This window comes from Planotetraspora sp. GP83 (assembly GCF_041262585.1).
GTDB lineage: Bacteria > Actinomycetota > Actinomycetes > Streptosporangiales > Streptosporangiaceae > JAOEGB01.
Window position 1 is genome coordinate 1 of record NZ_JBGCBZ010000026.1, and the last position, 24,156, is coordinate 24,156.

Consider the following 24,156-nt stretch of genomic DNA (forward strand, 5'->3'; position numbering starts at 1 on the left):
CTACGGCACCCACCGCCCCAACCGGCCCCGCCCCCACAACACCCGCCCCCACAAGCCCTCGCCCTGCGGCGTCCGACTCCACCACCCCGAGTTCCGCGACCGGCACCTCCACAGGATCAGCCAGCCCCGGCTCCACGACTGCCAGCTCTGCGGCTGCCGGCTCTGCGGCTCCCGCCCCCGCAAGCTCCGCAGCTCCCGGCTCCACTGCGGGCCGGCCGAGGCACTGGAAGGCAGGGGGCGCGTCGCCTGACGACGGCCAACTGGACGACCTATGGCCAGACCACACCGAGGGCCTACAACCGACCGCTCCGGCACCCGACGATCCCCCCGACGACTGGGCTGATCGGCAATCCGGTCACACGACCGATCCAGGAGCCGACGAACGTGGTCACAAACGTGGTCACAGCGGCGACCCCGGCCCACATCAGAAGGCGGTGCTGGAAGCGGAACAGGAGGAGCAAGCCGCCACAGCGGTCGACTCCACCATCGGCAGCGCACCGGCCGGCGACGGCGGGATCAGGCGCGCCTTCCAACTGGCCGTCCCCTACGACACCTGGGCCGGAAACGACGAACGCGCCGGCCTGCTGCACGGCTACGGCCCGGTGACCCCCGACCAAGCCCGGCAACTCGCCACCCTGGCCTCCACCTGGGTCGCCACCCGCACCCCACACGGCCACATCATCCTGCACGCCAAGATCACGACGCTGGCCAAGCCTCGCGACCAGCAGATGGCGATCCGCACAGCCATCCACGCCATCGACATCACACCCCCACCCGAACCCGGCTACCGCCCCAGCACAGCCCTCGCCGCCCGCGTCCGCGCCCGCGACGGCACCTGCCGCAACCCCATATGCAACCGCAGCGCCTACAGCTCCGACCTCGACCACACCCGCCCCCACCACCACGGCGGCCCAACCACCGACGCCAACCTCGCCGCACTCCACCGCCGCCACCACAAGATGAAATCCCTCCCCGGCACCCACGTCACCCAACCCAGACCAGGCACCCTCCTATGGCGCACCCGCACCGGCGACTGCTACCTCGTCACCCCCGACGAGTTCTAGGGAAGAAGGCCGTTGAGCCAGGCCAGGGCCTGTTCGACGGTCCCGGCCGTGGGAACGTCGGGCAGGGCGGGACGCCGCACCACGACGACGGGCAGGCCGAGCTCCCGGGCCGCGGCGAGCTTCGGCATGGTCATCGTTCCTCCGCTGTCCTTGGTGACCAGCAGGTCGACGCGGTGCTCCCGCATGAGGGACAGCTCGCCGTCCAGCTTGTAGGGGCCCCGATCGAGCAACAGACGAAACCTCGATGGAAGCGGCGGCTCGGGCGGGTCCACCGTACGGATGAGGAACCACAGGTCGTCCAGGCCGGCGAAGGCGGGCAGGCCCTGGCGTCCCGTGGTGAGAAACGCCCGGCGGCCGAGCGCGGGAAGCAGCGCGGCCGCTTCCGGCAGGGACCGCGTCCAGTGCCAGTCGTCGCCCGGCTCCTCCCGCCACCCGGGCCGGCGAAGGACGAGCAGCGGGATCCCGGCCGAGGCCGTGGCCTGGACCGCCGAGGCGGTGATCCGTTCGGCGAACGGGTGGGTCGCGTCCACCACGGCGTCGATGTTCTGCTCGCGCAGCCAGCGGGCCATGGCGTCAGGGCCTCCGAACCCCCCGACGCGTACCTCTCCCCGCGGGAGCTTGGGGTCGCGCACCCGGCCCGCCAGCGAAGAGATCACGCGAAGCCGCGGCTCTCGTGCCAGCGTCTCCGCCAGTCGCCGGGCCTCGCCGGTTCCTCCCAGGATCAGGACTCCCGCCCTCATGGGGTGCTCCGGCGGGCTTGGTACATCCTTGACGCATGAGCACGGGTCTTCGGCACGGCTGGACCACTGGCGCGTGTGCCACGGCGGCCACCACGGCCGCGTACGCGGCACTGCTCACAGGGTCGTTCCCCGATCCCGTGGAGATCGTGCTGCCACGCGGTCAGCGCCCGGCGTTCGCGCTCGCCGTGGAGGAGCTGATTTCCGGCGGAGGCTCGCGGGCCGGGGTGGTCAAGGACGCCGGCGACGACCCCGATGTGACTCATGGTGCGCTGATCTTCGCGACGGTACGGCACGGCGCTCCCGGGACGGGCGTCACGTTCCGCGCGGGGCCCGGCGTGGGGACCGTGACGAAGCCGGGGTTGCCGCTGGAGGTGGGCGAGCCGGCGATCAACCCGGTGCCCCGGCAGATGATCCGCGAGCACGTCGAGCGGATCGCCGGACTGTACGGCGGCAGCGGCGACGTCATCGTGGAGATCTCCGTGGAGGGCGGGGAGGAGCTGGCGCGCCACACTTGGAACCCCCGATTGGGCATCCTCGGCGGGCTGTCCATCCTCGGCACCACCGGCATCGTGGTGCCGTACTCGTGCTCGGCCTGGATCGACAGCATCCGGCGCGGGATCGACGTGGCGCGGGCGGCGGGGCATCGGCACGTCGCCGCGTGCACCGGCAGCACGTCGGAGAACGTGGCCACCGAGCTGTACGGGCTGCCCGAAGACGCGCTCCTGGACATGGGCGACTTCGCGGGGGCCGTGCTGAAATACCTGCGCAGGCACCCGATTCCCCGGTTGACGGTCGCCGGCGGAATCGGCAAGCTCTCCAAGCTCGCGGACGGGCATCTGGATCTGCATTCGGGCCGCTCGCAGGTCAGTACGGAGGCGCTCGCCGCGCTGGTGAGGGAGGCGGGCGGCGCCGAGGACCTGGCCGATCGGGTCAGGCACGCCAACACGGCGCTGCAGGCGCTCCAGCTCTGCCAGGAGTCCGGTCTGCCGCTGGGGGACCTGGTCGCCGAGGGGGCGAGGGTCACCGCGCTTGGAGTGCTCCGCGGCGCCCCCGTCGACGTCGACGTCGTGGTGATCGACCGCGCGGGCACGATAGTCGGCCGGGCCGGGTGAGCGTGGACGCGCGCCAGTTGGGCTCATGTCTCTGTCGTGCCCGGCGGTCCGTCGGCTGTCGTGCGCGTCCCGCTGATCGCGGAGGCCGTCTCCTCGATGCCCGCGCATGACACGCTCCGCCCACCGGCGTCCACCCGGTAGCCGTGGCCGGTGGCGACGACGAGCACGGCGGGCCCGCTTGGCCGTCCGCAGCGGCGTTCGCAACCCGCCCAGTGCACGGGGAGAGCGCTGTGCACCGGCGCTCCGGCCGCGCCCCGGGCACCGGCAGCCGACAGCGCGCGAACGGCGTCGGCCTGGACATCGGCCAGGGACTTGGCGCAGCCGGGCCGCCCCGTACAGGCCGTCACCCCCGTCCATGGGGAGGCTGCATCGGTGATGAGGCCGACGTCCGCCAGCCGGGGGAGCCACAGCTCGGCGTCGGCCCACGTCAAGCCGGGCACGATGACGCCGCGCCACGGGGTGAGGCGGATCTCCCCATCGCCCGTGTCGGCGGCGGTGGCGACGGCGTGGGCCTGAGCGGCCGACAACCGGCCGAGTGGCGGCATGACGGACAGCGCGGCCCAGCCGCCGGGCTGCGCCAGCGCTCCCATCTGCTTCCCGGCGACCGCCGCGACGCCTCCGCCTCGCGGCCTGGGGGGTGGCGCGGTGGCGTGGCCGCCGAGGCGGGCGGCGATCCTCGCTGGGCCGTCGGGGAGTTCCGAGATCCGCCAGGCCTTGGAGTCGTCCGACCCGCGCTCGGCGAGGAATGCCTCGGCTGCCGCCACCATGACGGGTACGGCTTCCGCCGGGCTGACGCGCAGCCCGCTGTCCTGGCCCGCGATCAGCACGAAAGCGGGGGGAAGCAGGGCGATGTCGGCGCCGAGGGCCGCCACGTCGCCTCTGCCGTCGTCCACGGCGAACAGGAAACGGCCCGGCAGATCCGCGAGCGCCGGGCGGGAGCAGATGGCCAGATCAAGCTCGCGGACCAGCGGGGCCACCTCGATGAGGCCGTGCCCGTCCAGCCCCGCCATCGGGGAGGCCAGGATGTTCCGCACGCGTTCGTAGGTCGCCGAGGGGAGGAGCCCGGCGGCGGTCATCCGCGTCGCGAACTCCCGCTCCGCATCGCCTCGCAGGCCGCGGATCTGGACGTTGGCGCGGGACGTCAGCTCGATGACGCCCGAGCCGAGGGACGCGGCGGTGTGGCCGAGCTCCCGCAGTTGCCGGGGGATGAGGAGGCCGCCCGGTACGCGGATCCGGGCGACGGCCCCGTCAGCGGCCGAATGCGTCTGAAACGCACCCGGGCACGCGTCTGGCCCGGATCGTTCCGAAACGTCGGTAAGACCCACGTTGATGATGTTAGTCCGGCGTCTCGCGACAAGCCCGCATAATGGGGGGCGACGGCACAAGGAGGGAAGCCGGTGCGAATCCGGCGCGGTCCCGCCACTGTCACCGGACGAGGCGTGCGCCCCGATCCGGGAGCCAGAACACTCCTGGCCGTTTCCGGACCACGACCCGGGGCGCGGACCCCGAGTGAGGACATGTGCCGTGCGCGAGCTCCCCATCCTGCTGCTGTCCACCTCGGACACCGACCTTCTCAGTGGACGCGCGAGCGGCGCGCCGTACCGGCTGGGCAACCCCGCCCGGCTCGCCGCCGCCGACCTTCCGTCGCTGCTCGACGGCGTCGAGCTCGTGGTGGTACGGCTGCTCGGCGGGCGCAGGGTCTGGGAGGAGGCCCTGGACGCCCTGCTGGCCGGTCCCCGTCCTGTCATCGTGCTCGGCGGCGAGCAGGCCCCCGACGCCGAGCTGATGGAGCTGTCCACCGTCCCCGGCGGCGTGTGCGCCGAGGCCCACGCCTATCTCGCCCACGGCGGCCCGGACAACCTGGCCGAGCTGCATCGCTTCCTGTCCGACACGGTGCTGCTCACCGGGCACGGCTTCGCCCCTCCGGCCCCGCTGCCGAGCTGGGGTGTCCTCGAACGCGACTCGACCGGCGACGGCCCGGTCGTGGGCGTCCTGTACTACCGCGCTCATCACGTGGCCGGAAACACCGGCTTCGTCGAGTCGCTGTGCGCCGCGATCGAGAACGCGGGCGGCCGCCCCCTGCCGGTCTACTGCGCCTCCCTCCGCACCGCCGAGCCGGAGCTGCTCGACGTGCTCGGCCGCGCGGACGCGCTGATCGTCACCGTCCTCGCGGCCGGCGGCAGCCGTCCCGCCACGGCGTCGGCGGGCGGCGACGACGAGGCCTGGGACGTGGGGGCGCTGGCCCGGCTCGACATCCCGATCCTGCAGGGCCTGTGCCTCACCGGCGACCGGGAGACATGGGCGGCCAGCGACGACGGGCTGTCGCCTCTCGACGCCGCCTCGCAGGTGGCGATCCCGGAGTTCGACGGCCGGATCATCACGGTGCCGTTCTCCTTCAAGGAGGTCGACGACGAGGGGCTGACGGTCTACGTGGCCGACCCGGAGCGCGCCGCCCGCGTCGCCGGCATCGCCGTACGGCATGCCATGCTGCGCCACGTGCCTCCGGCGGACCGGCGCGTCGTGGTCATGTTGTCGGCCTATCCCACCAAGCACGCGCGGATCGGCAACGCGGTCGGGCTCGACACTCCGAAGAGCGTGGTCCGCCTGCTGGCCGCCCTCCGCGAGCGGGGTTACGACATAGGGGAGTTGCCAGGGGACGGCGACGCGCTCATGCACGCCCTCATCGCCGCCGGCGGCCAGGACCAGGACTGGCTCACCGAGGAGCAGCTTTCCGGCAATCCGGTACGGATCTCCGCCGCGAGCTACGGCGCCTGGTACGGCACGCTGCCTGAGGACCTGCGCGCGGGCATGGAACGGCACTGGGGCCCGCCGCCGGGCGAGCTGTTCGTCGACCGGTCCCGCGACCCTGACGGGGAAATCGTGCTGGCGGCGCTGCGGGCCGGGAACGTCGTGGTGATGGTGCAGCCGCCGCGCGGGTTCGGCGAGAACCCCATCGCCATCTACCACGATCCCGACCTGCCGCCCAGCCACCACTACCTGGCGGCCTACCGCTGGCTCGCCGACGGGTTCGGCGCGCACGCGGTGGTCCACGTCGGCAAGCACGGCAACCTGGAGTGGCTGCCCGGGAAGTCGGCCGGGATGTCCGCGTCCTGCGGGCCCGACGCCGCGCTGGGCGACCTGCCGCTGATCTACCCGTTCCTCGTCAACGACCCGGGGGAGGGCACCCAGGCCAAGCGGCGCGCGCACGCCACGCTCGTGGACCACCTCGTGCCGCCCATGGCGCGCGCCGACACCTACGGGGACATGGCCCGGCTGGAGCAGCTCCTCGACGAGCACGCCTCCATCGCCGCGATGGACCCGGCCAAGCTGCCCGCCATCCGGGCCCAGATCTGGACGCTGATCCAGGCCGCCCGGCTCGACCACGACCTGGGCCTGGACGACCGGCCGCACGACGCGGAGTTCGACGACTTCCTGCTGCACGTCGACGGCTGGCTGTGCGAGGTCAAGGACGTGCAGATCCGGGACGGCCTGCACGTGCTCGGCGAGGCGCCGGCCGGTCAGGCGCGGGTGGACCTGGTGCTGGCGATCCTCAGAGCCCGGCAGATCTGGGCGGGAAGCGAGGCGCTTCCGGGGCTGCGCGAGGCACTCGGCCTCATCGAGGACGGCACGGCCGGGCGCGTCGACACCGATCAGGCCGAGACGGTGGCGGCGGCGCTCGTCGAAGGGATGGAAGCCCGTGGCTGGGATCCGGCCGCGGTCGGGGAAGTCTGCGAGGGGATGGCCGTACCGTCCCGGGTTTCGGAGATCCTGACGTTCGCCGCCACCGAGATCGTGCCCCGGCTGGCCAAGACGAGCGGCGAGATCGACGCGGTGCTGCACGCGCTCGACGGCGGCTATGTGCCCGCGGGGCCCAGCGGGTCGCCGCTTCGCGGCCTGGTGAACGTGCTGCCCACCGGCAGGAACTTCTACTCCGTGGACCCCAAGGCCGTGCCGAGCCGCCTCGCCTGGGAGACCGGGCAGGCGATGGCCGAGTCGCTGCTGGAGCGCTACCGCACCGACACGGGCGACTGGCCGCGCTCGGTCGGGCTGTCGATCTGGGGGACCAGCGCGATGCGCACCGCCGGGGACGACGTGGCCGAGGTCCTCGCGCTTCTCGGCGTCCGCCCCGAGTGGGATGAGGCGTCCCGCCGGGTCACGGGGCTCACGCCGATCCCGGCGGCCGAGCTCGGCCGTCCCCGGGTGGACGTCGTCGTCCGGATCAGTGGTTTCTTCCGCGACGCGTTCCCCCACGTGGTGGTCATGCTGGACGACGCCGTACGGCTGGTCGCCGGGCTGGACGAGCCCGATGAGCTCAACTACGTGCGGGCGCACGTCACGGCCGACCGAGCCGCCCATGGGGACGAGCGGCGGGCCACCACCCGGATCTTCGGATCCCGGCCGGGCGCGTACGGCGCCGGGCTGCTGCCGCTCATCGACAGCCGCAACTGGCGCGACGACGCCGACCTCGCCGAGGTCTACGCGGTCTGGGGCGGTTTCGCCTACGGCAGGGACATGGACGGCACACCGTCCCGGCAGGACATGGAGGCCGCCTACCGGCGCATCGCGGTGGCCGCGAAGAACGTCGACACCCGCGAGCACGACATCGCGGACTCCGACGACTACTTCCAGTACCACGGCGGGATGATCGCCACCGTCCGCGCCCTCACCGGCAAGGCCCCGGCGGCGTACATCGGCGACAGCACCCGGCCGGACGCGGTTCGCACCCGGACCCTGTCGGAGGAGACCGCCCGGATCTTCCGCGCCCGCGTGGTCAACCCCCGATGGGTCGCGGCGATGCGGCGGCACGGGTACAAGGGCGCCTTCGAGCTGGCCGCCACCGTCGACTACCTCTTCGGCTACGACGCCACGACCGGCGTGGTGGCCGACTGGATGTACGACACGCTCGCCGCGACCTACGTGCTGGACCCGGAGAACCAGCGGTTCCTCACCGAGTCGAACCCGTGGGCGCTGCACGGCATCGCCGAGCGCCTGCTGGAGGCGGCCGACCGGAACATGTGGAGCAATCCCGACCCCGACATCCTCCACGACCTGCAGGAGGTCTACCTCAAGGTCGAAGGAGACATCGAAGGCGGCGCGGGTATGGGAAGACCATGAGCGCATCGGGGTACGTGGCGACGGTCGACCTGATGGACCCGGAGCTGATGGGCGACCCGTTCGGAGGGTTCGCACGGCTGCGGGAGCAGGCGCCGATGGCGCGCGCGACGTTCCCGGGCGTCGACACGCCGATCTGGCTCGTCACCCGATACGACGACGTGAAGCTGGTGCTGAGCGACCCGCGTTTCGTCAACAACCCTGCCGGTGTGCCGGGCATGGGCGTGCGCGACGTCCGCGACCAGATGATCCGGGCGCGCGGCATCCCTCCGGAGTACGCCAAGTACGTCCTGGACGGTGTCCTCGACGTCGACGGCGCCGACCACATCCGGCTGCGCAAGCTCGTGTCGCGCGCGTTCACCGCCCGCCGGGTCTCCGAGCTGCGGCCACGCGTGGAGGAGATCACCGAGAGCCTGCTCGACGGGCTGGACGGCGTGGTCGACCTGATGGAGCGGTTCGCCTATCCCCTGCCGATCACGGTCATCTGCGAGCTGGTCGGCATCCCCGATGAGGACCGTCCTCGGTGGCGGGAGTGGGGCAGAGCCCTGGTGTCGCTCGAACCCGGGACCTTCGCGGCGCCGCTGCGCGAGATGGTCGCGCACGTCCAGGAGCTGATCGTACGGCGCCGCGCCCAGCCCGCCGGCGACCTGCTCACCGGGCTGATCCGGGCCCAGGACGAGGACGGCGACCGGCTCAGCGACACCGAGATGATCACGATGGTCCTGACGCTCGTCCTCGCCGGGCACGAGACGACCGCGCACCTCATCGGCAACGGAGTCGTCGCCCTGCTCACGCATCCCGGCCAGCTCGCCCGGCTTCGCGGCGAGCCGGGCCTCCTGCCGAGAGCCGTACACGAGCTCATGCGCTGGTGCGGCCCCGTCCAGGCGACCCGGATGCGTTACGCGACGGAGGACCTCGACATCGGCGGCATGCCGGTCAGGCGGGGCGAGGCGGTCATGGCCGTGCTCGTCGCCGCCAACCACGACCCGCGCGAGTTCGGCGATCCCGGGCGGCTCGACATCACCCGTCAGCGGATGGAGACCCATGTCGGATTCGGGCAGGGCCTCCACTACTGCCTGGGTGCGGCGCTGGCCCGCCAGGAGGCGGAGGTGGCCTTCGAGGCGCTTCTCCGGCGCTTCCCCGGCCTGGCCCTGGCCGTCGAGCCGGACAAACTGGAACGCCAGCTCCTGCCGGGCTCCTGGCGGCTGGCCCGGCTGCCGGTCAGGCTAGAGTCGGGCGATGACAACATCGGTTGAGCGGCTCGGCGCCGAGAAGTACGTGTCGGTCGTGACATTCCGACGGGACGGCACGCCCGTCGCCACGCCCGTCTGGGCGGTGCGGGACGGTGACGCCCTGGTCGTCTGGACCGTCCGCGACTCCGGCAAGGTCAAGCGGATCCGCAACAATCCCGAGGTGACCGTCGCGCCCTGCGACATCCGCGGCAGGCTGCGCGGCGAGGCCGTCGGGGGTCGCGCCGAGCTGCTCCCCGCCGAGCAGATCGACCATGTGGGCCGGCTCGTCATGGGCAAGTACGGCCTGGCCGGCCGGCTGACGATCTGGACGAGCAGGCTGCGGCGCGGCCGCCAGGGGACCCTCGGTGTGCGGATCACCTTAGATTAGGTCGTCCGCGGTCAGGGAGTTGAGCCGGGCGAGCATCCGCGCGAGCAGCCACACCTCGTCCTCCGGCCAGGTGTCGAGCCGCTCGCGTAACGCCTTCTGGCGCGCGTCCCGGGCCCGGTCCAGCCGCTGCTTCCCCTCCTCGGTCAGGGCCAGCAGATGGGCGCGGCCATCGAGCGAGTCGGGCTCACGCCTGATCAGGCCGAGCTCCTCCAGCGCCTTGAGCTGGCGGCTGATGGTGGCCTTGCCGACGCCGAAATAGGTCGCGAGGTCGCTGGGCCGCGCCGGACTCACCTCGTCAAGCCGGATGAGCAGGCCGTACGCGCCGGGCTCCAGGTCGGGATGGACCCGGCGGCCCATCTCGGCGGAGAGCGCACGGGCCCGCCGGAAGAGAACGCTGAGCTGCTGCTCGACCGAGCAGTAGGCCTCCCGCGCGCTCGCGGTGGTGGCCATCGTGGTTGTCTGGGCCTTCGTCATCGTTCCTCCAGTGCGGGCCCAATGTACCGAAGACGATCAGGCCGGGGGCAGTGTCGTCTCATGCACGGCCTGGATTTCGAGCTCTACCTTCAGTGTGGCGCCGACCAGGGCGATTCCGGCCTGCACGATCTGGTTGAAGTTCATCGCGAAGTCGTCTCGGCGCAGCTCGGTGAAGGCGTGGAACGCGGCGCGCAGGCCGCCCCAAAGGTCGGGGCCCGTGCCGAGGTAGGACAGGTCGAGATCGACCGGGCGGGTGACCCCGCTGAGCGTCAGCTCCCCGTGGACCGTCCACCGGTCCGGGCCCGCGGCGGAGATGCCGCTGCCGCGGTAGGTGATGGCGGGGTGATGCTCGACGTCCAGGAAGTCGGCCGAGCGCAGGTGATCGTCGCGTGTGCCGTTGCCGGTCTCGATCGACGCCGCGTTGATCTGGGCGCTGACGGTGGACCTCTCGACGTCGGGGGCGATCTCGATGCGGGCGGAGAAGTCGCCGAACCGTCCCCGCACGCTGGACAGCCCGAGGTGCTGGGCGGTCGCGGCGACCGTCGAGTGCGCCGGGTCGACGATCCACACGCCGGGCGGCGGCAACTCCCGGCCGCCCTGCCGGGCGAGCACGAGGGCGCCCAGATCGGCGGCGCCGGAGGCGGTCACCATCGCGGTCGACGCGACGGGCGCGTAACCGATCGCGGTGACGACCACGGTGTAGACGCCGGGCGGCAGCGGGCCGCTCACGACCGTGCCGTCGGCGTCCGCCTCGACCCGGGCGACCTGCTGCCCGGACATGTCGGTCACGGTGACGACGGCGTTCTGTACGGCCCAGCCGTCTCTGGTTCGGACGACGGCGTGCAGGCCGCGCCGGATATCGGTGTTCATGCCAGGTGACCCAGCCACACGTCGTGGGCGTCCTCGCCAGTGAGATTGACGGTGTCGGCCACGGGCGGGTAGCCGGTCGCGATGACGGTGTACTGGCCGTTCGCCAGGTCGGCGAAGCCGTACTCTCCGTCCTCGCCGGTGGTCGCGGTGCCGACGACGTTGCCTGCGGGGTCGAGCAGCGTGACGCGGGCGTCGAGCAGGGGGCCGCCGCCGTTGACGCGGACCGTCCCGCGGAGCCTCGCCCCGGGGAGCAGCTCGACATCCTGCCTGTTCTGCCCGCTTCCCACCTCCACCGGCAGCGCGGCGGGCCGGTGGCCGGCGGCGCTGACCGCGAGGGTGTAGGTCCCGGCCGCCATTCCCGCGAACGAGAAGCCGCCGTCGGCCCCGGTCGTGCCGGAGACGACCACCTCGCCGCGCAGGTCCGTGAGGATCACCATCGCGTCCGGGACGGGCACGCCGTCCCTGTCGCGCACGGTGCCGGCGAGCCCGCCCGAGCTGGTGAGCGTCAGGTCGAAGTCGAGCGGCTGGTCACCGACCACGAGGGTCGCCACCTGCGGTTCGTGCTCTGCCGCCGAGGCGATGAGGACGAATGTGCCGCTGCCGGGAGTCCACAGGTCGTACCGGCCGCCCGCCTGCGCGGTCGCGCGGGAGAGCTGGTGCCCGCGAAGGTCGATCAGCGTCAGGTTGGCGTAGGACACCGGGACGCCCTCGCCGTCGCGGATGCAGCCGCGGATCGCGCCGCCGGGGGTGAGCTGCGCGAGGTGGTCGGCTGCCTCCAGCATGACGGCGCTGGGAACGGGCTCGGGCTCCCGCCGTACGCGCTGGGGCAGCGGGCCGCGGTCGCCGTTGTGGGCGTGGCGGCCGTGCGGGACGGGGTTCCGGACGGGCTGGGGGGCTTCGGTCGTCGCCTGCTCGGTATGCGCCGTGCGCAGCGGGACCTCCTTGATGAACAGGATGACGATCAGCGCGATGAGGGCGCAGGGCGCCGAGTAGAGGAACACGTCGCCGACGCCGTGGCCGTAGGAGCTCTCGACGACCTCGCGGACGGGGGCGGGCAGCGTGGAGATCCTGGGAAGGGAGCCGCCACCCGGCGCGCTGTGGACTCCCAGCCTCGCGAGGCCTTCCTCCAGATACCGGGTGATCCGGGAGCCGAGCACGGCGCCGATCGCCGCGACACCGATCGCGCCGCCGAGCGTCCGGAAGAACGCCACGACCGAGCTGGCCGCGCCGAGCTCCTGCGGCCTGACCTGGTTCTGCACCGCCAGGACGAGGTTCTGCAAGGTGGCGCCGACGCCGATGCCCAGGAAGATCATGTAGATCGCCACCTGCCAGTACGGCGTGTCGTACCGCAGGGTGCCCAAGGCGACGAATCCGGCGGTCAGGCAGATCCCGCCGATGACCAGGATGACCTTCCAGCGTCCGGTTCGGGTGATGATCTGGCCCGCTACGGTCGACGAGACGGCGAGGCCCAGGATCATCGGCAGGGTCATGACGCCCGCCATCGTGGGCGTCTCGCCCCGGGCGAGCTGGAAGTACTGGCTGAGGAAGGTGGTCGCGCCGAACATGGCCACGCCGACGAGGAGGCTCGCCAGCACGGCGAGGCTCATCGTCCGATTGCGGAACAGGTGCAGCGGGACGATCGGCTCGGCGGCCCTCGACTCCACGAGCACGAAGAGCAGCGCGAGGACGATCGCGCCGCCGACCATGGCGGCGGTCTGCCACGACAGCCAGTCGTACTTGTTCCCCGCGAACGACACCCACATGAGAAGCAGGGACGCCGCGGCGGCGATCAGCGCCGCGCCGATCCAGTCGACCTTGACCTTGCGCTTGCGCGTCGGGAGGTGCAGCGTCTTCTGCAGGACGACCAGCGCGATGACGGCGAACGGCACGCCGACGTAGAAGCACCAGCGCCAGCCGAGCCACGAGGTGTCGACGATGACGCCGCCGATGAGCGGGCCGGCGATGGTGGCGAGGGCGAACACGGCCCCCAGATAGCCCGAGTAGCGGCCGCGCTCACGGGGCGCGATCATCACCGCCATGATGACCTGGGCCAGCGCGGTCAGGCCGCCGGCGCCGAGGCCTTGCACGACCCGGGCGGCGATCAGCATGCCGGGATTCTGCGAGAGCCCGGCGATCGCCGAGCCGATGACGTAGATCACGAAGCCGAGCTGGACGAGCACCTTCTTGCTCATCAGGTCCGCGAGCTTGCCCCAGATCGGAGTGGAGACCGTGGTCGCGAGCAAGGCCGCGGTGATCACCCAGGTGTAGGTGGTCTCGCTCGCCTGTAGATCGACGATGATCGTCGGCAGCGCGTTCGACACGACGGTCGACGACAGGATCGCCACGAACATGCCGAGGAGCAGGCCCGACAGCGCCTCCAGGATCTGCCGGTGCGTCATCGGGGCGTCCGGTTCCGGCGCCCTCGTCCGCACTCCTTCTGGTACCGCGGTTGGCATCAATGTCCTTTCGCCCAATGGTTGCCTATGAGATGGTTTCCCGAGGCAACTTATTAGATCGGGGCAAATAGGACAAATCCGGCCTACTAGGCTGGCCTTATGGCGGGTCCGCCGATGAGCGAGCCGCTGGTCTGCTCGGCGAGGGGCTGTGGGGCCGCGGCGGTGTACGCCGTTGTCTGGAACAACCCCAAGATCCATACGCCCGAGCGGGAGAAGGTCTGGATGGCCTGTGAGGACCATCGCCAGTCGCTCGCCGACTTCCTCGACGCGCGCGGGTTCTTCCGCCGGGTGGATCCCCTGTAGGCCCGAACTCCTCTCTGAACCTCCTTCGTGGGCATTGACGCGCGAAGCCGCAGCTTCTAGCATCCCGCTAACCGTCTAGAAACTATCCAGACGATTAAGGATGAAGCCGATGCCGGCCGGTAGCCCCCGATTCCTGCGGACCCTCAACGAGCGCGCCACCCTGGAGTTGCTCCTGGGTCGCGGGCCGCTCACCCGTGGCGAACTGGAGAGCCTCACCGGCCTGTCGAAAGCGGCCACGGCCGAGGTGCTCCGGCGTCTGGAGTCGGCTCGGCTCGTGCGCAAGGGCGGCCGGAAGCCGGGCAGCGCGGGCCCGGCCGCCCACATGTGGACCCTGGACGGGTCCTCCTCCTACGTCGCGGGAGTGGACGTCACGCCGTCCGCCCTCGACGTGGCGGTGGCCGATCTCACCGGCGAGATCGTCGGGGAGCGCCGCATCCCCACGCCGGAGCCGTACGACGCGATCGAGACGCTGTCCGCCGCCCTCACGGACGCCACCACGGCCGCGGGCATCCAGGTGAGCGATCTCGACCGGATCACCATCGGGATGCCGGGAGTCGTGGACGTCAACGGCGACCGGCTGGCCTCGGCGATCCAGGTGCCGAGCTGGAGCGACGTGCACCCGCTCGGCCCGCTCCGCGCCGCGCTCGGCAACGACCGGGTCCACATGGAGAACGACGTCAACCTCGTCGCCGTGGAGGAGATGGTCAAGGGCGCGGCCGTCGGCGCCGAGAGCTTCGTGCTCTTCTGGCTCGGCCAGGGGATCGGCGCGGGAGTCGTGCTCAAGGGCTCGCTCTGGCGCGGCGCCAGCGGCCGGAGCGGTGAGATCGGCTCGGTCGTCGTGCCCGATCCCGTCGAGGTGGGCCGCGTCTTCGGGCCGGAGGGCGGCCCGCTCGACCAGATCCTCGGCGCGGAGGCCGTCGCCGCGCTGGCCCAGGCACACGGTCTCGGGGCGGATGACGCGATAACGGGCGGTCACCCCGCCTTCCTCGCCGACCTCGCCGCCCGCGTCGCCGTCGCGCTGACCGGCGTCATCGGGGTCCTCGACCCCGACCTGGTGGTTCTCGGGGGGCCACTGTGCCGTGCCGGCGGCAAGGCGTTACGCGAGCGGGTCGCCGCCCGGCTCGCGGGCACGCCGCTGGCCCAGACCCCGCTCGCGACCAGCACGGTGAGCGGCAACGCCGTACGGGCGGGCGCGGTCGAGTTCGCCCTGTCCCTGGCCCGTGAGCAGATCTTCACCGCCGGCACGGCCGGTCGGTAGAACCCCAATGAGGTAGACATGCGCCACACCGTCACCCGTCACCCCGTCTCCGCCCGTCACCACGTCTCGACCCCCAACCCCGTCACTCGCCGGGCCTTCATCGGAGGCGCGGGCGTCCTCGCCCTGGGTGTCGCGGCGACCGCCTGCGGATCCACCACCCCGTCGAAGACCTCCCCCTCCGGCCGGCCCGCCGGAACCGCGCTCGTGACGCTCGTCGCCGAGAGCAGCCGCAACTTCACCCGCAACTTCAACCCGTTCTCCCCGACCTCGCGCTGGGCCGCCCTCAAGGCCATGTACGAGCCGCTGATGATCAACAACTCGGCCACCGGCAAGCTGGACCCCTGGATCGCGAGCAAGGCCGAGTGGAACGGCCCCACGCGGCTCGACCTCACGCTCAGGAACGACGTGAAGTGGTCCGACGGGAAGCCGTTCCAGGCGTCCGACGTCGTGTTCACGTTCGAGCTGATGAAGCGGAACAAGGGCTTGATCGGGCCCGCGTCGGGGGCCTGGGAGGACTACCTCGCCTCGGTCGAGGCGGTCGACCCGGCGACCGTGCGCTTCACCCTGGCGAAGCCGTACTCGCCCGCGCTCTACATCCTGGTCAGCCAGTTCGTGGTGCCCGAGCACGTCTGGTCGTCGATCGCCGACCCGGTCAAGCACACCAATCCCGACCCCGTCGCCACCGGCCCGTTCACGGTCGTCAAGAGCTTCCAGCCCCAGCGGTACCAGCTCACCGCCAACCCTCACTACTGGCAGAAGCTCGGCGTCGGCGGCCTCAACATCCCGGCCTTCTCCGGCAACGACCAGATCAGCGCGGCCACGATCGGCGGCCAGATCGACTGGGGCGGCCTGGTCCCCGACCCGGACAAGACCTTCGTCTCGCGCGATCCCCAGCACTACGGCTACTGGTGGCCGCGCACGACCTGCGTCTACCTCATGCTCAACACCGAGAAGAAGCCGTTCGACGACGTCCGCGTCCGCAAGGCGGTCAGCCTTGCGCTCGACCGGCAGCGGATGATCGACATCGCCGTCTGGGGGAAGAGCGCCCCGGCGAACGCCACAGGCCTGCCGGCCGGGCCGTACAAGGACTGGATCGACCCGGCCGTGGTCCAGGAGGGCGCGTCGTGGGTCGGCCACGACGCCGCGAAGGCGGGCGCGCTGCTCGACGAGGCGGGGCTCAAGAAGGGCGCCGACGGGTTCCGCGCGCTGCCCGACGGCACGCCGCTCAAGCTCTCGATCATCGTGCCGACCGGCTGGAACGACTGGATCTCCTCCTCGCAGTGCGTCGCCGACAACCTCAAGGAGGTCGGCATCCGGGTCGAGCTCAAGACCATCGCCTACGAGACGTGGACCGACTCCACCTACCAGGGCAGGTTCGACCTGACCCTGGGCAGCGCCGAGCGCACGGCCACGCCGTTCGAGTTCTTCCGGGGCATGATGTCGAGCGCGACCTACAAGCCCGTCGGCACGGCCTCCGCGCTCAACGTCCAGCGGTACAAGAACGCCGAGGCGGACAAGCTGCTCGCCGACTTCGCGGCGACCCCCGATCTCGCGACCCAGCAGGCGCTCTCCAAGCAGTTGGAGGCCCTGTTCTCGCGCGAGGCCCCGGTCGTCCCGCTCTACGAGCAGCCCGACTGGGGGTTGTACAACACACAGCGCGTCACCGGCTTCCCGACCGAGAAGGACCCGTACGCGCCGCTCACCCTCCAGAGCACCCCGTCGACGTTCCTCGTCTACCCGAAGCTGCGGTCGGTGTAGCCCGGTGTACCTCCTGCGCAGGCTAGGTTTCTATGCGCTCGCGGCCTTCGTCGCGGTCAGCGTGAACTTCTTCCTCCCGCGGCTGGCCCCCGGAGATCCGGCGAGCACGATGTTCGCCAACTACTCGACCCAGCTCACCCCTGCGGCGCTGGACGGGCTCCGGGAGGCGTACGGGCTCACCGACGACCCGCTCGTCGTGCAGTACGGCCGCTACCTGTGGGCCCTCCTGCACGGGGACCTCGGGGTGTCGCTGTCGCAGTTCCCGTCACCGGTGACCGACGTCATCGCGACGGGGCTCGGCTGGTCGATCCTCCTCGGCGTGGTGAGCGTCGCGGCGAGCTTCGTCATCGGCTGCGCGCTCGGGGCGGTGGCCGCCTGGCGCAGGTCGGGGATCGTCGACCGGGTCGCGCCGCCGAGCCTGATCTTCGTCGGCTCCTTTCCCTACTTCTTCCTGGCGCTGCTCCTGATGTACCTCCTGGCGTTCGACTGGGGGGTGTTCCCGCTCGGGCACGCCTACGACGACGGCCTGGAGCCGGCGCTCACGCTGGAGTTCGCCGGGAGCGTGGCCGCCCATCTGGCCCTGCCCGTCTTCACCATCGTGCTGGTGTCGGTCGGAAGCTGGACGCTGAACATGCGCAACGCGATGGTCGGCGTCCTGTCCGAGGACTACCTCACGCTCGCCGAGGCGAAGGGCCTAGCGCCCCGGCACATCCTGCTGCGGCACGCCGTGCGCAACGCCCTCCTCCCCAACGTGACCATGCTGGGGATGGCCGTCGGCATGGTCTTCAGCGGGCAGATCCTCACCGAGATCGTCTTCTCCTATCCCGGCCTGGGCTTCCTTCTCCTTCAGGCCGTCACGACCGTGGACTATCCGCTCATGCAGGCGCTCTTTCTGATCATCACCCTGTCGGTCCTGGCCGCGAACTTCATCGTGGACTCTCTGTACGCCCTGCTCGACCCGCGAGTCCGGCAGGTGGTGGCGGCATGAGGTTCGGCGTCGTCACCCTCGTCCTGCTGGTGCTCTGCGCCGCCCTCGGCCCGCTGCTGGCGCCCTACGACCCCGCGAAGGGCGTGGGCGGCATCAACGAGCCGCCGTCGGCGGCCCACCTGTTCGGCACCACCGGCCAGGGGCAGGACGTGCTCAGCCAGTTCCTGTACGGCTGCCGCGTCTCGCTGCTCATCGCGTTCGCGGTCGCCCTGATCACGACGCTCATCAGCCTCGCCGTCGGCCTGCTCGCGGCCTACGCCGGCGGCCGGACCGACGACGTGCTCTCGTCGCTGACCAACGTGTTCCTCGTGCTCCCCGGCCTGCCGCTGATCGTGGTGCTGGCCGCGTTCCTCCCTCCCGGGCCGGTGACGATCGTCGCGGTGCTGAGCCTCACCGGGTGGGCGTTCGGCGCGCGGCTGTTCCGCTCCCAGGCGCTCAGCCTGCGGCAACGGGAGTTCATCGCCGCGGCCCGGCTGGCGGGGGAGGCGCGGTGGCGCGTCCTCGCCGTCGAACTGCTGCCCAACATGCTGTCGATCGTCGCCGCGTTCTTCGTCAACCAGGTGATCTTCGCCGTGGGCGCCGAGGCGTCGCTGGAGTTCCTCGGGCTCGGCGACAGCGGTCAGGTGACCTGGGGCACCATGCTGTTCTGGGCGCAGAACGGCTCGGCGCTCCTCCAGGGCGCGTGGTGGACGTTCGTCATCCCCGGCCTCGGCATCGCGCTGACGGCCTTCTCGCTCGCCCTGATCAACCACGCCGTCGACGAGCGGACCAACCCCCGGCTCCGGGCCTCCGACCTGCTCCGCCAGGCCATCGGCATGCGGCAGCGGAGCGCCGTGCTCGTGACTCCGGTGGTGCGCGATGCCTGATCTGCTGCGAGTCCGCGACCTGCGGGTGCGGTACGCCACGGAGTCCGGGTCCGTGAGCGTCGTCGACGGCCTCGACCTCGATCTGGCCGAGGGCGAGTTCCTGGGGCTGGCGGGGGAGTCGGGCTGCGGCAAGTCGACCGTCGCCCAGGCGCTCACCCGCCTGCTGCGCCCGCCCGGCTACATCACGGGCGGCCAGGTCCTCGTCGACGGCGCGGACGTCCTCACCATGAGCGACGCCGAGGTGAGGGACCTCCGCTGGCGGGTGGTCTCGATGGTCATGCAGAACTCGCTGAACGCGCTCAACCCCGTGCTGCGGATCGAGCGGCAGCTCGCGGAGGCCCTCGGGCGGGGACAGGCCTCCGGCCGCACCCCGGCCGACCTGCTCGACCTGGTGGGCATCGACCGGCGCAGAGTCCGCGCGTACCCGCATGAGCTGTCCGGCGGGATGCGGCAGCGGGTCGCGATCGCGATGGCCCTCGCCCTCCGCCCCCGCCTGGTCGTCATGGACGAGCCCACCACCGCGCTGGACGTCGTCGTCCAGCACGAGCTGATCGGCCAGATCAAGGCGCTCCAGGCCGAGCTCGGCTTCGCCGTGCTGTTCATCACGCACGACCTGCCGCTTCTCCTGGAGACCGCCGACCGGGTCGCCGTCATGTACGCGGGGAGGCTCTGCGAGGTGGCGAAGGCCGCCGACTTCCGGCAGAGCCAGGACCACCCCTACTCGCGGGGACTGGTCGGGTCGGTGCCGGGCCTCGGGAAGGGGCGGATAGCCGGGCTGCCGGGAAGGCCGCCCGACCCGCAGGCTCCGCCGCCCGGCTGCCGGTTCCATCCCCGCTGCCCGGTCGCGGTGGACGTCTGCCGGACCGAGCAGCCCGCGCTGCTTCCGCGCGCGGACCGAGTCGTGGCGTGTCACGTCGGAAGGGAGACGTCATGAAGGAGGCAGTCGTCGAGGCACGCGGGCTGCGCAAGGATTTCGGCCCGGTGAAAGCGGTCCGCGACGTCTCCCTGGCGGTCGATCCCGCCGAGATCGTCGCGGTCGTGGGGGAGTCGGGAAGCGGCAAGACCACACTCGGCCGGATCATCGTGGGCCTCATGCGCCCGTCCGAGGGATCGGTGACGGTCTCCGACCGGCCACAGATGATCTTTCAGGACGTCTTCGGGTCGCTCAACCCGGCGCACGACATCGGCCACCACCTCCGCCGGGCCGTGATCCGGTCCGGACGGCGCGTCCCGGACGTGGACAGGGAGGTGGTCACGCTCCTGGAGCGCGTGGGGCTTGGAGAGCGGTTCGTACGGCGGCGCCCGCACGAGCTGTCCGGAGGCGAGCGCCAGCGCGTCGGCACGGCCCGCGCGCTCGCGTCCGCGCCCCGGCTGATCGTCGCCGACGAGCCCGTCTCCATGCTCGACATGTCGGTCCGGGTGGAGATCCTCAACCTCATGGCCCGCCTGCGTGACGACGAGGGCGTGGCGCTCCTCTACATCACTCACGACCTGGTCAGCGCCCGCTACCTCGCCGACCGGGTGGTGGTGATGTTCGCGGGCTACGCCGTCGAGTCAGCGCCCGCGGAGGAGCTGCTCGACGACCCCCGGCACCCGTACACGCGGCTGCTGCTCGCCTCGGTTCCCGGATCGTCCCTGGACCCGGCGCCCGCGGCGGGGACCGTACAGGCCGGGGAGGCGGGCTGCCCGTTCGCCGCGCGATGCCCGGTCGCCGTGGCCGAGTGCGGCCGGACCATGCCCCCGGTCGCGCCACTCGCCACCGAGCCTTCCCCGGGCCGGTGGCTGCGCTGCCACGTGGAAGGAGCCCCCCGATGAAGGCCGGCACGAAGGTCGGGATCGACGGCCGCAAGTTTCCCGCCGAGGGGCGCGGCCCGCTTGACCTGCTCGTCCGCTGTCACGAGCTGGGATACGACGGGGTGTTCTTCCGGACGATCCTCGACGTCACGCCGACCTTGGACAGGGGTCTGCTGGCCGACCTGCGTGGCCTCGCCGACGACCTCGGCCTCTATCTGGAGATGGGGCTCGGGAAGGTCAATCCGTACAACACGGCGGAGGCGCCCGAGGTGCGCGCGGCCGGCGACGGCGACTACCTCCTCGGGATGACGCGGATGGTCGAGGCGTGCGCGGCGGCCGGATGCGTGTCGCTGTGGTGCGACACCGCCAACTACCAGCGGCACGAGTGGGGCCTGCAGGCCAACGACCGGTTCCGCACCGACGTCGTCTGGGAGGACCAGCTGGAGGCGACGAAGAAGTTCCTCCTGAGGTTGGCGCCCGTCGTGCGGGACCACGGCGCCTGGCTGGCCATGGAGACCCACGAGGAGATCACCACCACCGAGATCCTGCGCCTGGCGGACGCCGTCGACGTGCTGGGCGTGACCCTCGACCTCGCCAACGTCGTCGTCCGAGGGGAGGACCCCGTCGCAGCGACCCGGCGCCTCGGCCCGCTCGTCCGCAAGACCCACATGCGCGACGTGACCCTGTTCCCGACGCCGCGCGGCCTCGAACGTCAGATCCGGGCCTGCGGCGACGGCGTCATCGACTGGCACGCCGTGCTGGCCGAGCTGGACCCGTCGGTCAACCTCACCATCGAGAACGCGACGTCCCGCGACTGGAACGACATCCCGATCTTCGACCCCTCCTGGCGGCGGGCCCATCCCGACCTCGACGTCGGGGAGATCCTCGAACTGGTCCGCCTCGCGCGGCTGTGCGAGGAGCGGGCCGGGGAGGGCGCCATGCCGGGACCCGACGACTACTACACCGACCCCTACGGCGTCGACCGGCAGCTCGCGTTCATCGCGCGCTCCGCCGAGACGCTGCGCGCGATCAGAAAGGAAACGCAATGACCAAGGTCCTCGTTGTGGGCGCCCACCCGGATGAGGCGGACATGTACGCCGGAGGGACGGCGGCCGCGCTCGCGAGGGAGGGTCACGCGGTCAAGTTCCTGTCGCTGACCAACGGCGACGCCGGTCACTTCGCGCTGGAGCGGATCCCCCTCGCCCGGCGCCGCGCCAGGGAGGCGGTCCGCGCGGCCGAGCACCTCGGCGTCCTCGAATACCAGATCTGGGACACCCACGACGGGGAGCTGGAAGCCTCGATCGACATGCGCAAGCGGGTGATCGAGGTGATCCGCGACTGGCGCGCCGACGTGGTCATCGCGTTCCACGACGACTGCGCCGGGCACCCGGACAACCGAGCGGCCGGGCGCGTCGTGCGGGACGCCGTCGCGTTCTGCTCCGTGCCGAACGTCGTGCCGGACAAGCCCGCGCTCGACCGCGCGCCGCTGTGCCTGCTGATGACCGACTACGGCACGGGCGACTGCCACCGGCACGACGTGGCCGTCGACGTGGACGGCGTGATGGAGGAGAAGCTCCTCGCGTGCGCCGCCCACGCGACGCAGTTCTTCGAGTTCGCGCCGTTCGAGCGCGGTTTCCTCGACCAGGTGCCGCCGGAGGACTCCTGGCCGGAGCGGCGCGAGTTCGTGCTGACCCACTGGGCGGAGTTCATGCTGGCCGGAGACCCCATGCGGCCGGCCCTGGCCCGCTTCTACGGGGACGAACACGCCGAGAAGGTCCGCCACGCCGAGACCTTCAAGCTCGCCGGCTACGGCCGCCAGGCCACGGACGCCGAGATCCGCCGGCTGCTGCCGCTTTTCTAGGGCACGATGCGGAGGGTGGGGCGTTGGTCGGGCATACCGAGCAGCTCGCGGACCCGGGGGATCGGCCAGGCCAGCTGGGCGGCGAGCCGCGGCATGGTCAGGCCGGTCTCAGCGACCGCGAGGTCGAACGCCTGGCGGAGCAGCATCGGCTGCTCGCCGGGATAGCCGCTTATCGGCTCGGCGGCGAAGCCGGGCTGGTCGCGCAGCGTCTTGAGCCGCTGGTATGCCCGGCCCGCCGCGGAGTCGGAGATCAGGCCCACCTCCCGGCACCGGTACAGCAGGGAGTCCACCGACACCCCCCAGGTGTGCCTGAGCTCGACCAGCCTCCGCAGGTCGAGCCGTTTGGGCAGCTCGGGGAGGATGCTGTCGCGCGGCGTCAGGAACTCCGCGGCGAAGACGTCGGCCTCCCGCTCCTGCTGGGTGTCTCCGGACGCGGTGTCCCCGTGCAGGACCAGATGGCCCAGCTCGTGCGCCGCGGTGAACCGGTAGCGGTGGATGTCGTCGAACCGGTTGGCGGTGAGGACGACGATCGGCCGGGGCAGCTGGGACGTGGAGAACGCGTCGACCGTGGCGGCGTCCTCGTCCGGGGGCGGGAAGACCACGATGATGCCGTGGGCCTCCATCTGCCGGACGATGTGGGACAGCGGCCCGGCGCCCAGCCCCCAGAGCCGGCGCAGGGCGCGGGCGGCCTCGGCGGGGTCGCGGGCCAGCGGGTGGACCTCGCCGCCGGAGAAACCGGGCAGGTCCACGTGCGGCAGCCGTACACGTCGTTCGAGGGCGTGGGCGAGCTCCCACACCTGCTCGACGAACGCGACCGCCTTGGCCCGCTGGTGGGCCCGGGTCGAGCGCAGGCTCCGGAAGTGGGCCATGGACCCGTCGAGCTTGCCGTGCGGGCGGCCCATCAGGAAGAACGCGGACGGCACGCCGAGAACGCCGGCGAGCCGGGGGACCAGGTCGCCCCTCGGGCGTGTCATGCCGGTCTCGTACTGTCCCACGGCGGCGGGCGTGACGCCGATCCGCTCGGCGAGGTCCTTCTTCGTCATCCCGGCCAGACGCCGGGCCTGGGTGAGCCGCGCGGGGTCGAAGGCGTCCGCCACGGCCTGCGGGCTAGGGGCGCTCATCGCCGCCGGCGACCGCGGTCCGCTGGGACTCCCTCGGGCTCAGGCCGAGGTCCGGAACGGCGCCGTGGTCGAAGCGCGTGGCGGTGCCGGGCTGAGCCGGCAGGAGCGTCGCGGTGTGGGCCGCCAGGAGCGGGATCGGCTCGTAGTGGTGCCATCGGAGCCTGCCGAACTCGTCGATCAGCTCCGCCTCGCCCCAGTAGAGCCGGAGCAGCCCGGCCTGGGCGTTGCCCGCATAGGCGACGGGGATCAGACGGGTGTCGTCCGGGAGGCCGGCCAGCGTGGGACGGACCTCCGCGAGCTCGGCCTCGTCCTCGAGGGTCAGCTGCCGGTAGGACGCCGCCGGGCCGTACCGGGTGAACAACTCCCTGGCCAGCGCGGAGATGCGGCCGTCGGTGATCCGGGCCTCCGTGATGGGCGTGGTGTCGTCCTCGGCGTAGCGGAACGGCAGCAGCAGGTTGCCGTCGAGGACCACGAGGTGGTGCGGCGAGCCGTACGGCTTGACCATCTGAAAGCCCGGCTCGTTGCGGAAGCCCTCGACCAGCGCCTCGTAGCGCCGGGTCATCATGGTCTGCCCGTACGGGAAGCGCTTGTCGCTACGGGACCACCGCTGCGCGTCCTGCGCGTTGCCCATGGCCTCCAGCAGCGACGTGACGAGCTGCTGTCGCACGAAATCGGCGCGGTCGCCGAAGCGCCCCACGGCCCATGAGGACGTTTCGAAGCTCATCGGCAACCCCCGTTTCCACTTGGCCCAGCATCAGA

The 24,156-nt window shown here is 71.7% G+C and carries 22 protein-coding genes and 1 riboswitch; of the genes, 15 read left to right on the top strand and 7 right to left on the bottom strand.

Annotated features, from left to right (window positions below):
- The coding region (locus ABH927_RS28715; RefSeq protein ID WP_370026666.1) for a hypothetical protein at positions 1-250 on the top strand (250 nt) is incomplete at its 5' end.
- A gap of 184 nt (positions 251-434) precedes the next feature.
- The gene (locus tag ABH927_RS28720; protein WP_370026668.1) at positions 435-1,064 is read left to right on the top strand and encodes an HNH endonuclease signature motif containing protein; all 630 of its coding nucleotides are present in this window, start codon (positions 435-437) and stop codon (positions 1,062-1,064) included.
- On the opposite strand, the gene ABH927_RS28725 is transcribed toward ABH927_RS28720, so the two are convergent.
- Positions 1,061-1,804, bottom strand: coding sequence for a cobalt-precorrin-6A reductase (locus tag ABH927_RS28725; protein ID WP_370026670.1), 744 nt, complete (start codon positions 1,802-1,804; stop codon positions 1,061-1,063). The genes ABH927_RS28720 and ABH927_RS28725 overlap by 4 nt on opposite strands.
- A gap of 35 nt (positions 1,805-1,839) precedes the next feature.
- Between ABH927_RS28725 and ABH927_RS28730 the strand changes: the two genes are divergently transcribed.
- Positions 1,840-2,916, top strand: coding sequence for a cobalt-precorrin-5B (C(1))-methyltransferase (locus tag ABH927_RS28730; RefSeq protein WP_370026671.1), 1,077 nt, complete (start codon positions 1,840-1,842; stop codon positions 2,914-2,916).
- A gap of 23 nt (positions 2,917-2,939) precedes the next feature.
- Here ABH927_RS28730 and cobG read toward each other — a convergent pair whose 3' ends face one another.
- The gene (cobG, locus tag ABH927_RS28735) at positions 2,940-4,241 is read right to left on the bottom strand and encodes a precorrin-3B synthase (RefSeq protein ID WP_370026673.1); all 1,302 of its coding nucleotides are present in this window, start codon (positions 4,239-4,241) and stop codon (positions 2,940-2,942) included.
- 64 nt (positions 4,242-4,305) lie between these two features.
- Positions 4,306-4,383, top strand: a riboswitch (cobalamin riboswitch).
- A gap of 57 nt (positions 4,384-4,440) precedes the next feature.
- On the opposite strand from cobG, the gene cobN reads away from it, so the two are divergent.
- The 3 genes from cobN to ABH927_RS28750 are packed head-to-tail and all read left to right on the top strand — an operon-like array spanning position 4,441 to position 9,648.
- Positions 4,441-8,031, top strand: coding sequence for a cobaltochelatase subunit CobN (cobN, locus tag ABH927_RS28740; protein WP_370026675.1), 3,591 nt, complete (start codon positions 4,441-4,443; stop codon positions 8,029-8,031).
- Entirely contained in the window at positions 8,028-9,284 is a 1,257-nt protein-coding gene (locus ABH927_RS28745) for a cytochrome P450 (RefSeq protein WP_370026677.1), read from the top strand. Before cobN ends, ABH927_RS28745 begins: the two co-directional genes overlap by 4 nt.
- A complete protein-coding gene (locus ABH927_RS28750; RefSeq protein WP_370026679.1) occupies positions 9,268-9,648 on the top strand; it encodes a PPOX class F420-dependent oxidoreductase in 381 nt (126 codons plus the stop codon). The genes ABH927_RS28745 and ABH927_RS28750 overlap by 17 nt, the downstream gene beginning before the upstream one ends.
- On the opposite strand, the gene ABH927_RS28755 is transcribed toward ABH927_RS28750, so the two are convergent.
- The 3 genes from ABH927_RS28755 to ABH927_RS28765 are packed head-to-tail and all read right to left on the bottom strand — an operon-like array spanning position 9,640 to position 13,391.
- Complete coding sequence (locus tag ABH927_RS28755; RefSeq protein WP_370026681.1) at positions 9,640-10,122, bottom strand: MarR family winged helix-turn-helix transcriptional regulator; 483 nt, start codon at positions 10,120-10,122, stop codon at positions 9,640-9,642. The two genes, ABH927_RS28750 and ABH927_RS28755, sit on opposite strands and share 9 nt — an antisense overlap.
- A 36-nt stretch (positions 10,123-10,158) precedes the next feature.
- Positions 10,159-10,992, bottom strand: coding sequence for a YceI family protein (locus tag ABH927_RS28760; protein ID WP_370026683.1), 834 nt, complete (start codon positions 10,990-10,992; stop codon positions 10,159-10,161).
- A complete protein-coding gene (locus ABH927_RS28765; protein WP_370026685.1) occupies positions 10,989-13,391 on the bottom strand; it encodes an MFS transporter in 2,403 nt (800 codons plus the stop codon). The genes ABH927_RS28760 and ABH927_RS28765 overlap by 4 nt, the downstream gene beginning before the upstream one ends.
- A 156-nt stretch (positions 13,392-13,547) precedes the next feature.
- Here ABH927_RS28765 and ABH927_RS28770 point away from each other — a divergent pair, with 156 nt between their 5' ends.
- The 9 genes from ABH927_RS28770 (at position 13,548) to ABH927_RS28810 (ending at position 22,276) form a co-directional block, all read left to right on the top strand.
- Positions 13,548-13,751 (top strand): hypothetical protein, encoded by a 204-nt coding sequence (locus tag ABH927_RS28770; RefSeq protein WP_370026687.1) that lies wholly within the window; start codon positions 13,548-13,550, stop codon positions 13,749-13,751.
- A gap of 109 nt (positions 13,752-13,860) precedes the next feature.
- Positions 13,861-15,009, top strand: coding sequence for an ROK family transcriptional regulator (locus ABH927_RS28775; protein WP_370026689.1), 1,149 nt, complete (start codon positions 13,861-13,863; stop codon positions 15,007-15,009).
- 18 nt (positions 15,010-15,027) lie between these two features.
- Complete coding sequence (locus ABH927_RS28780) at positions 15,028-16,767, top strand: ABC transporter substrate-binding protein (protein ID WP_370026691.1); 1,740 nt, start codon at positions 15,028-15,030, stop codon at positions 16,765-16,767.
- Positions 16,768-16,771: 4 nt separating this feature from the next.
- The gene (locus tag ABH927_RS28785; RefSeq protein WP_370026693.1) at positions 16,772-17,755 is read left to right on the top strand and encodes an ABC transporter permease; all 984 of its coding nucleotides are present in this window, start codon (positions 16,772-16,774) and stop codon (positions 17,753-17,755) included.
- Positions 17,752-18,621, top strand: a complete 870-nt coding sequence (locus ABH927_RS28790) for an ABC transporter permease (RefSeq protein ID WP_370026694.1) — start codon at positions 17,752-17,754, stop codon at positions 18,619-18,621. Before ABH927_RS28785 ends, ABH927_RS28790 begins: the two co-directional genes overlap by 4 nt.
- A complete protein-coding gene (locus ABH927_RS28795) occupies positions 18,614-19,555 on the top strand; it encodes an ABC transporter ATP-binding protein (protein WP_370026696.1) in 942 nt (313 codons plus the stop codon). Before ABH927_RS28790 ends, ABH927_RS28795 begins: the two co-directional genes overlap by 8 nt.
- Positions 19,552-20,436: an ABC transporter ATP-binding protein gene (locus ABH927_RS28800; protein ID WP_370026697.1), complete on the top strand. Its 885-nt coding sequence runs from the start codon at positions 19,552-19,554 to the stop codon at positions 20,434-20,436. The genes ABH927_RS28795 and ABH927_RS28800 overlap by 4 nt, the downstream gene beginning before the upstream one ends.
- Positions 20,433-21,464 (top strand): sugar phosphate isomerase/epimerase family protein, encoded by a 1,032-nt coding sequence (locus tag ABH927_RS28805; protein ID WP_370026699.1) that lies wholly within the window; start codon positions 20,433-20,435, stop codon positions 21,462-21,464. The genes ABH927_RS28800 and ABH927_RS28805 overlap by 4 nt, the downstream gene beginning before the upstream one ends.
- Positions 21,461-22,276, top strand: a complete 816-nt coding sequence (locus ABH927_RS28810; RefSeq protein WP_370026701.1) for a PIG-L deacetylase family protein — start codon at positions 21,461-21,463, stop codon at positions 22,274-22,276. The genes ABH927_RS28805 and ABH927_RS28810 overlap by 4 nt, the downstream gene beginning before the upstream one ends.
- Here the strand turns inward: ABH927_RS28810 and ABH927_RS28815 are convergent.
- Together ABH927_RS28815 and ABH927_RS28820 are read right to left on the bottom strand one after the other, a co-directional pair.
- A complete protein-coding gene (locus ABH927_RS28815) occupies positions 22,273-23,397 on the bottom strand; it encodes a helix-turn-helix domain-containing protein (protein WP_370026703.1) in 1,125 nt (374 codons plus the stop codon). The two genes, ABH927_RS28810 and ABH927_RS28815, sit on opposite strands and share 4 nt — an antisense overlap.
- Positions 23,384-24,121 (bottom strand): hypothetical protein, encoded by a 738-nt coding sequence (locus tag ABH927_RS28820; protein WP_370026705.1) that lies wholly within the window; start codon positions 24,119-24,121, stop codon positions 23,384-23,386. The genes ABH927_RS28815 and ABH927_RS28820 overlap by 14 nt, the downstream gene beginning before the upstream one ends.
- Between the last annotated feature and the right edge of the window lie 35 nt (positions 24,122-24,156).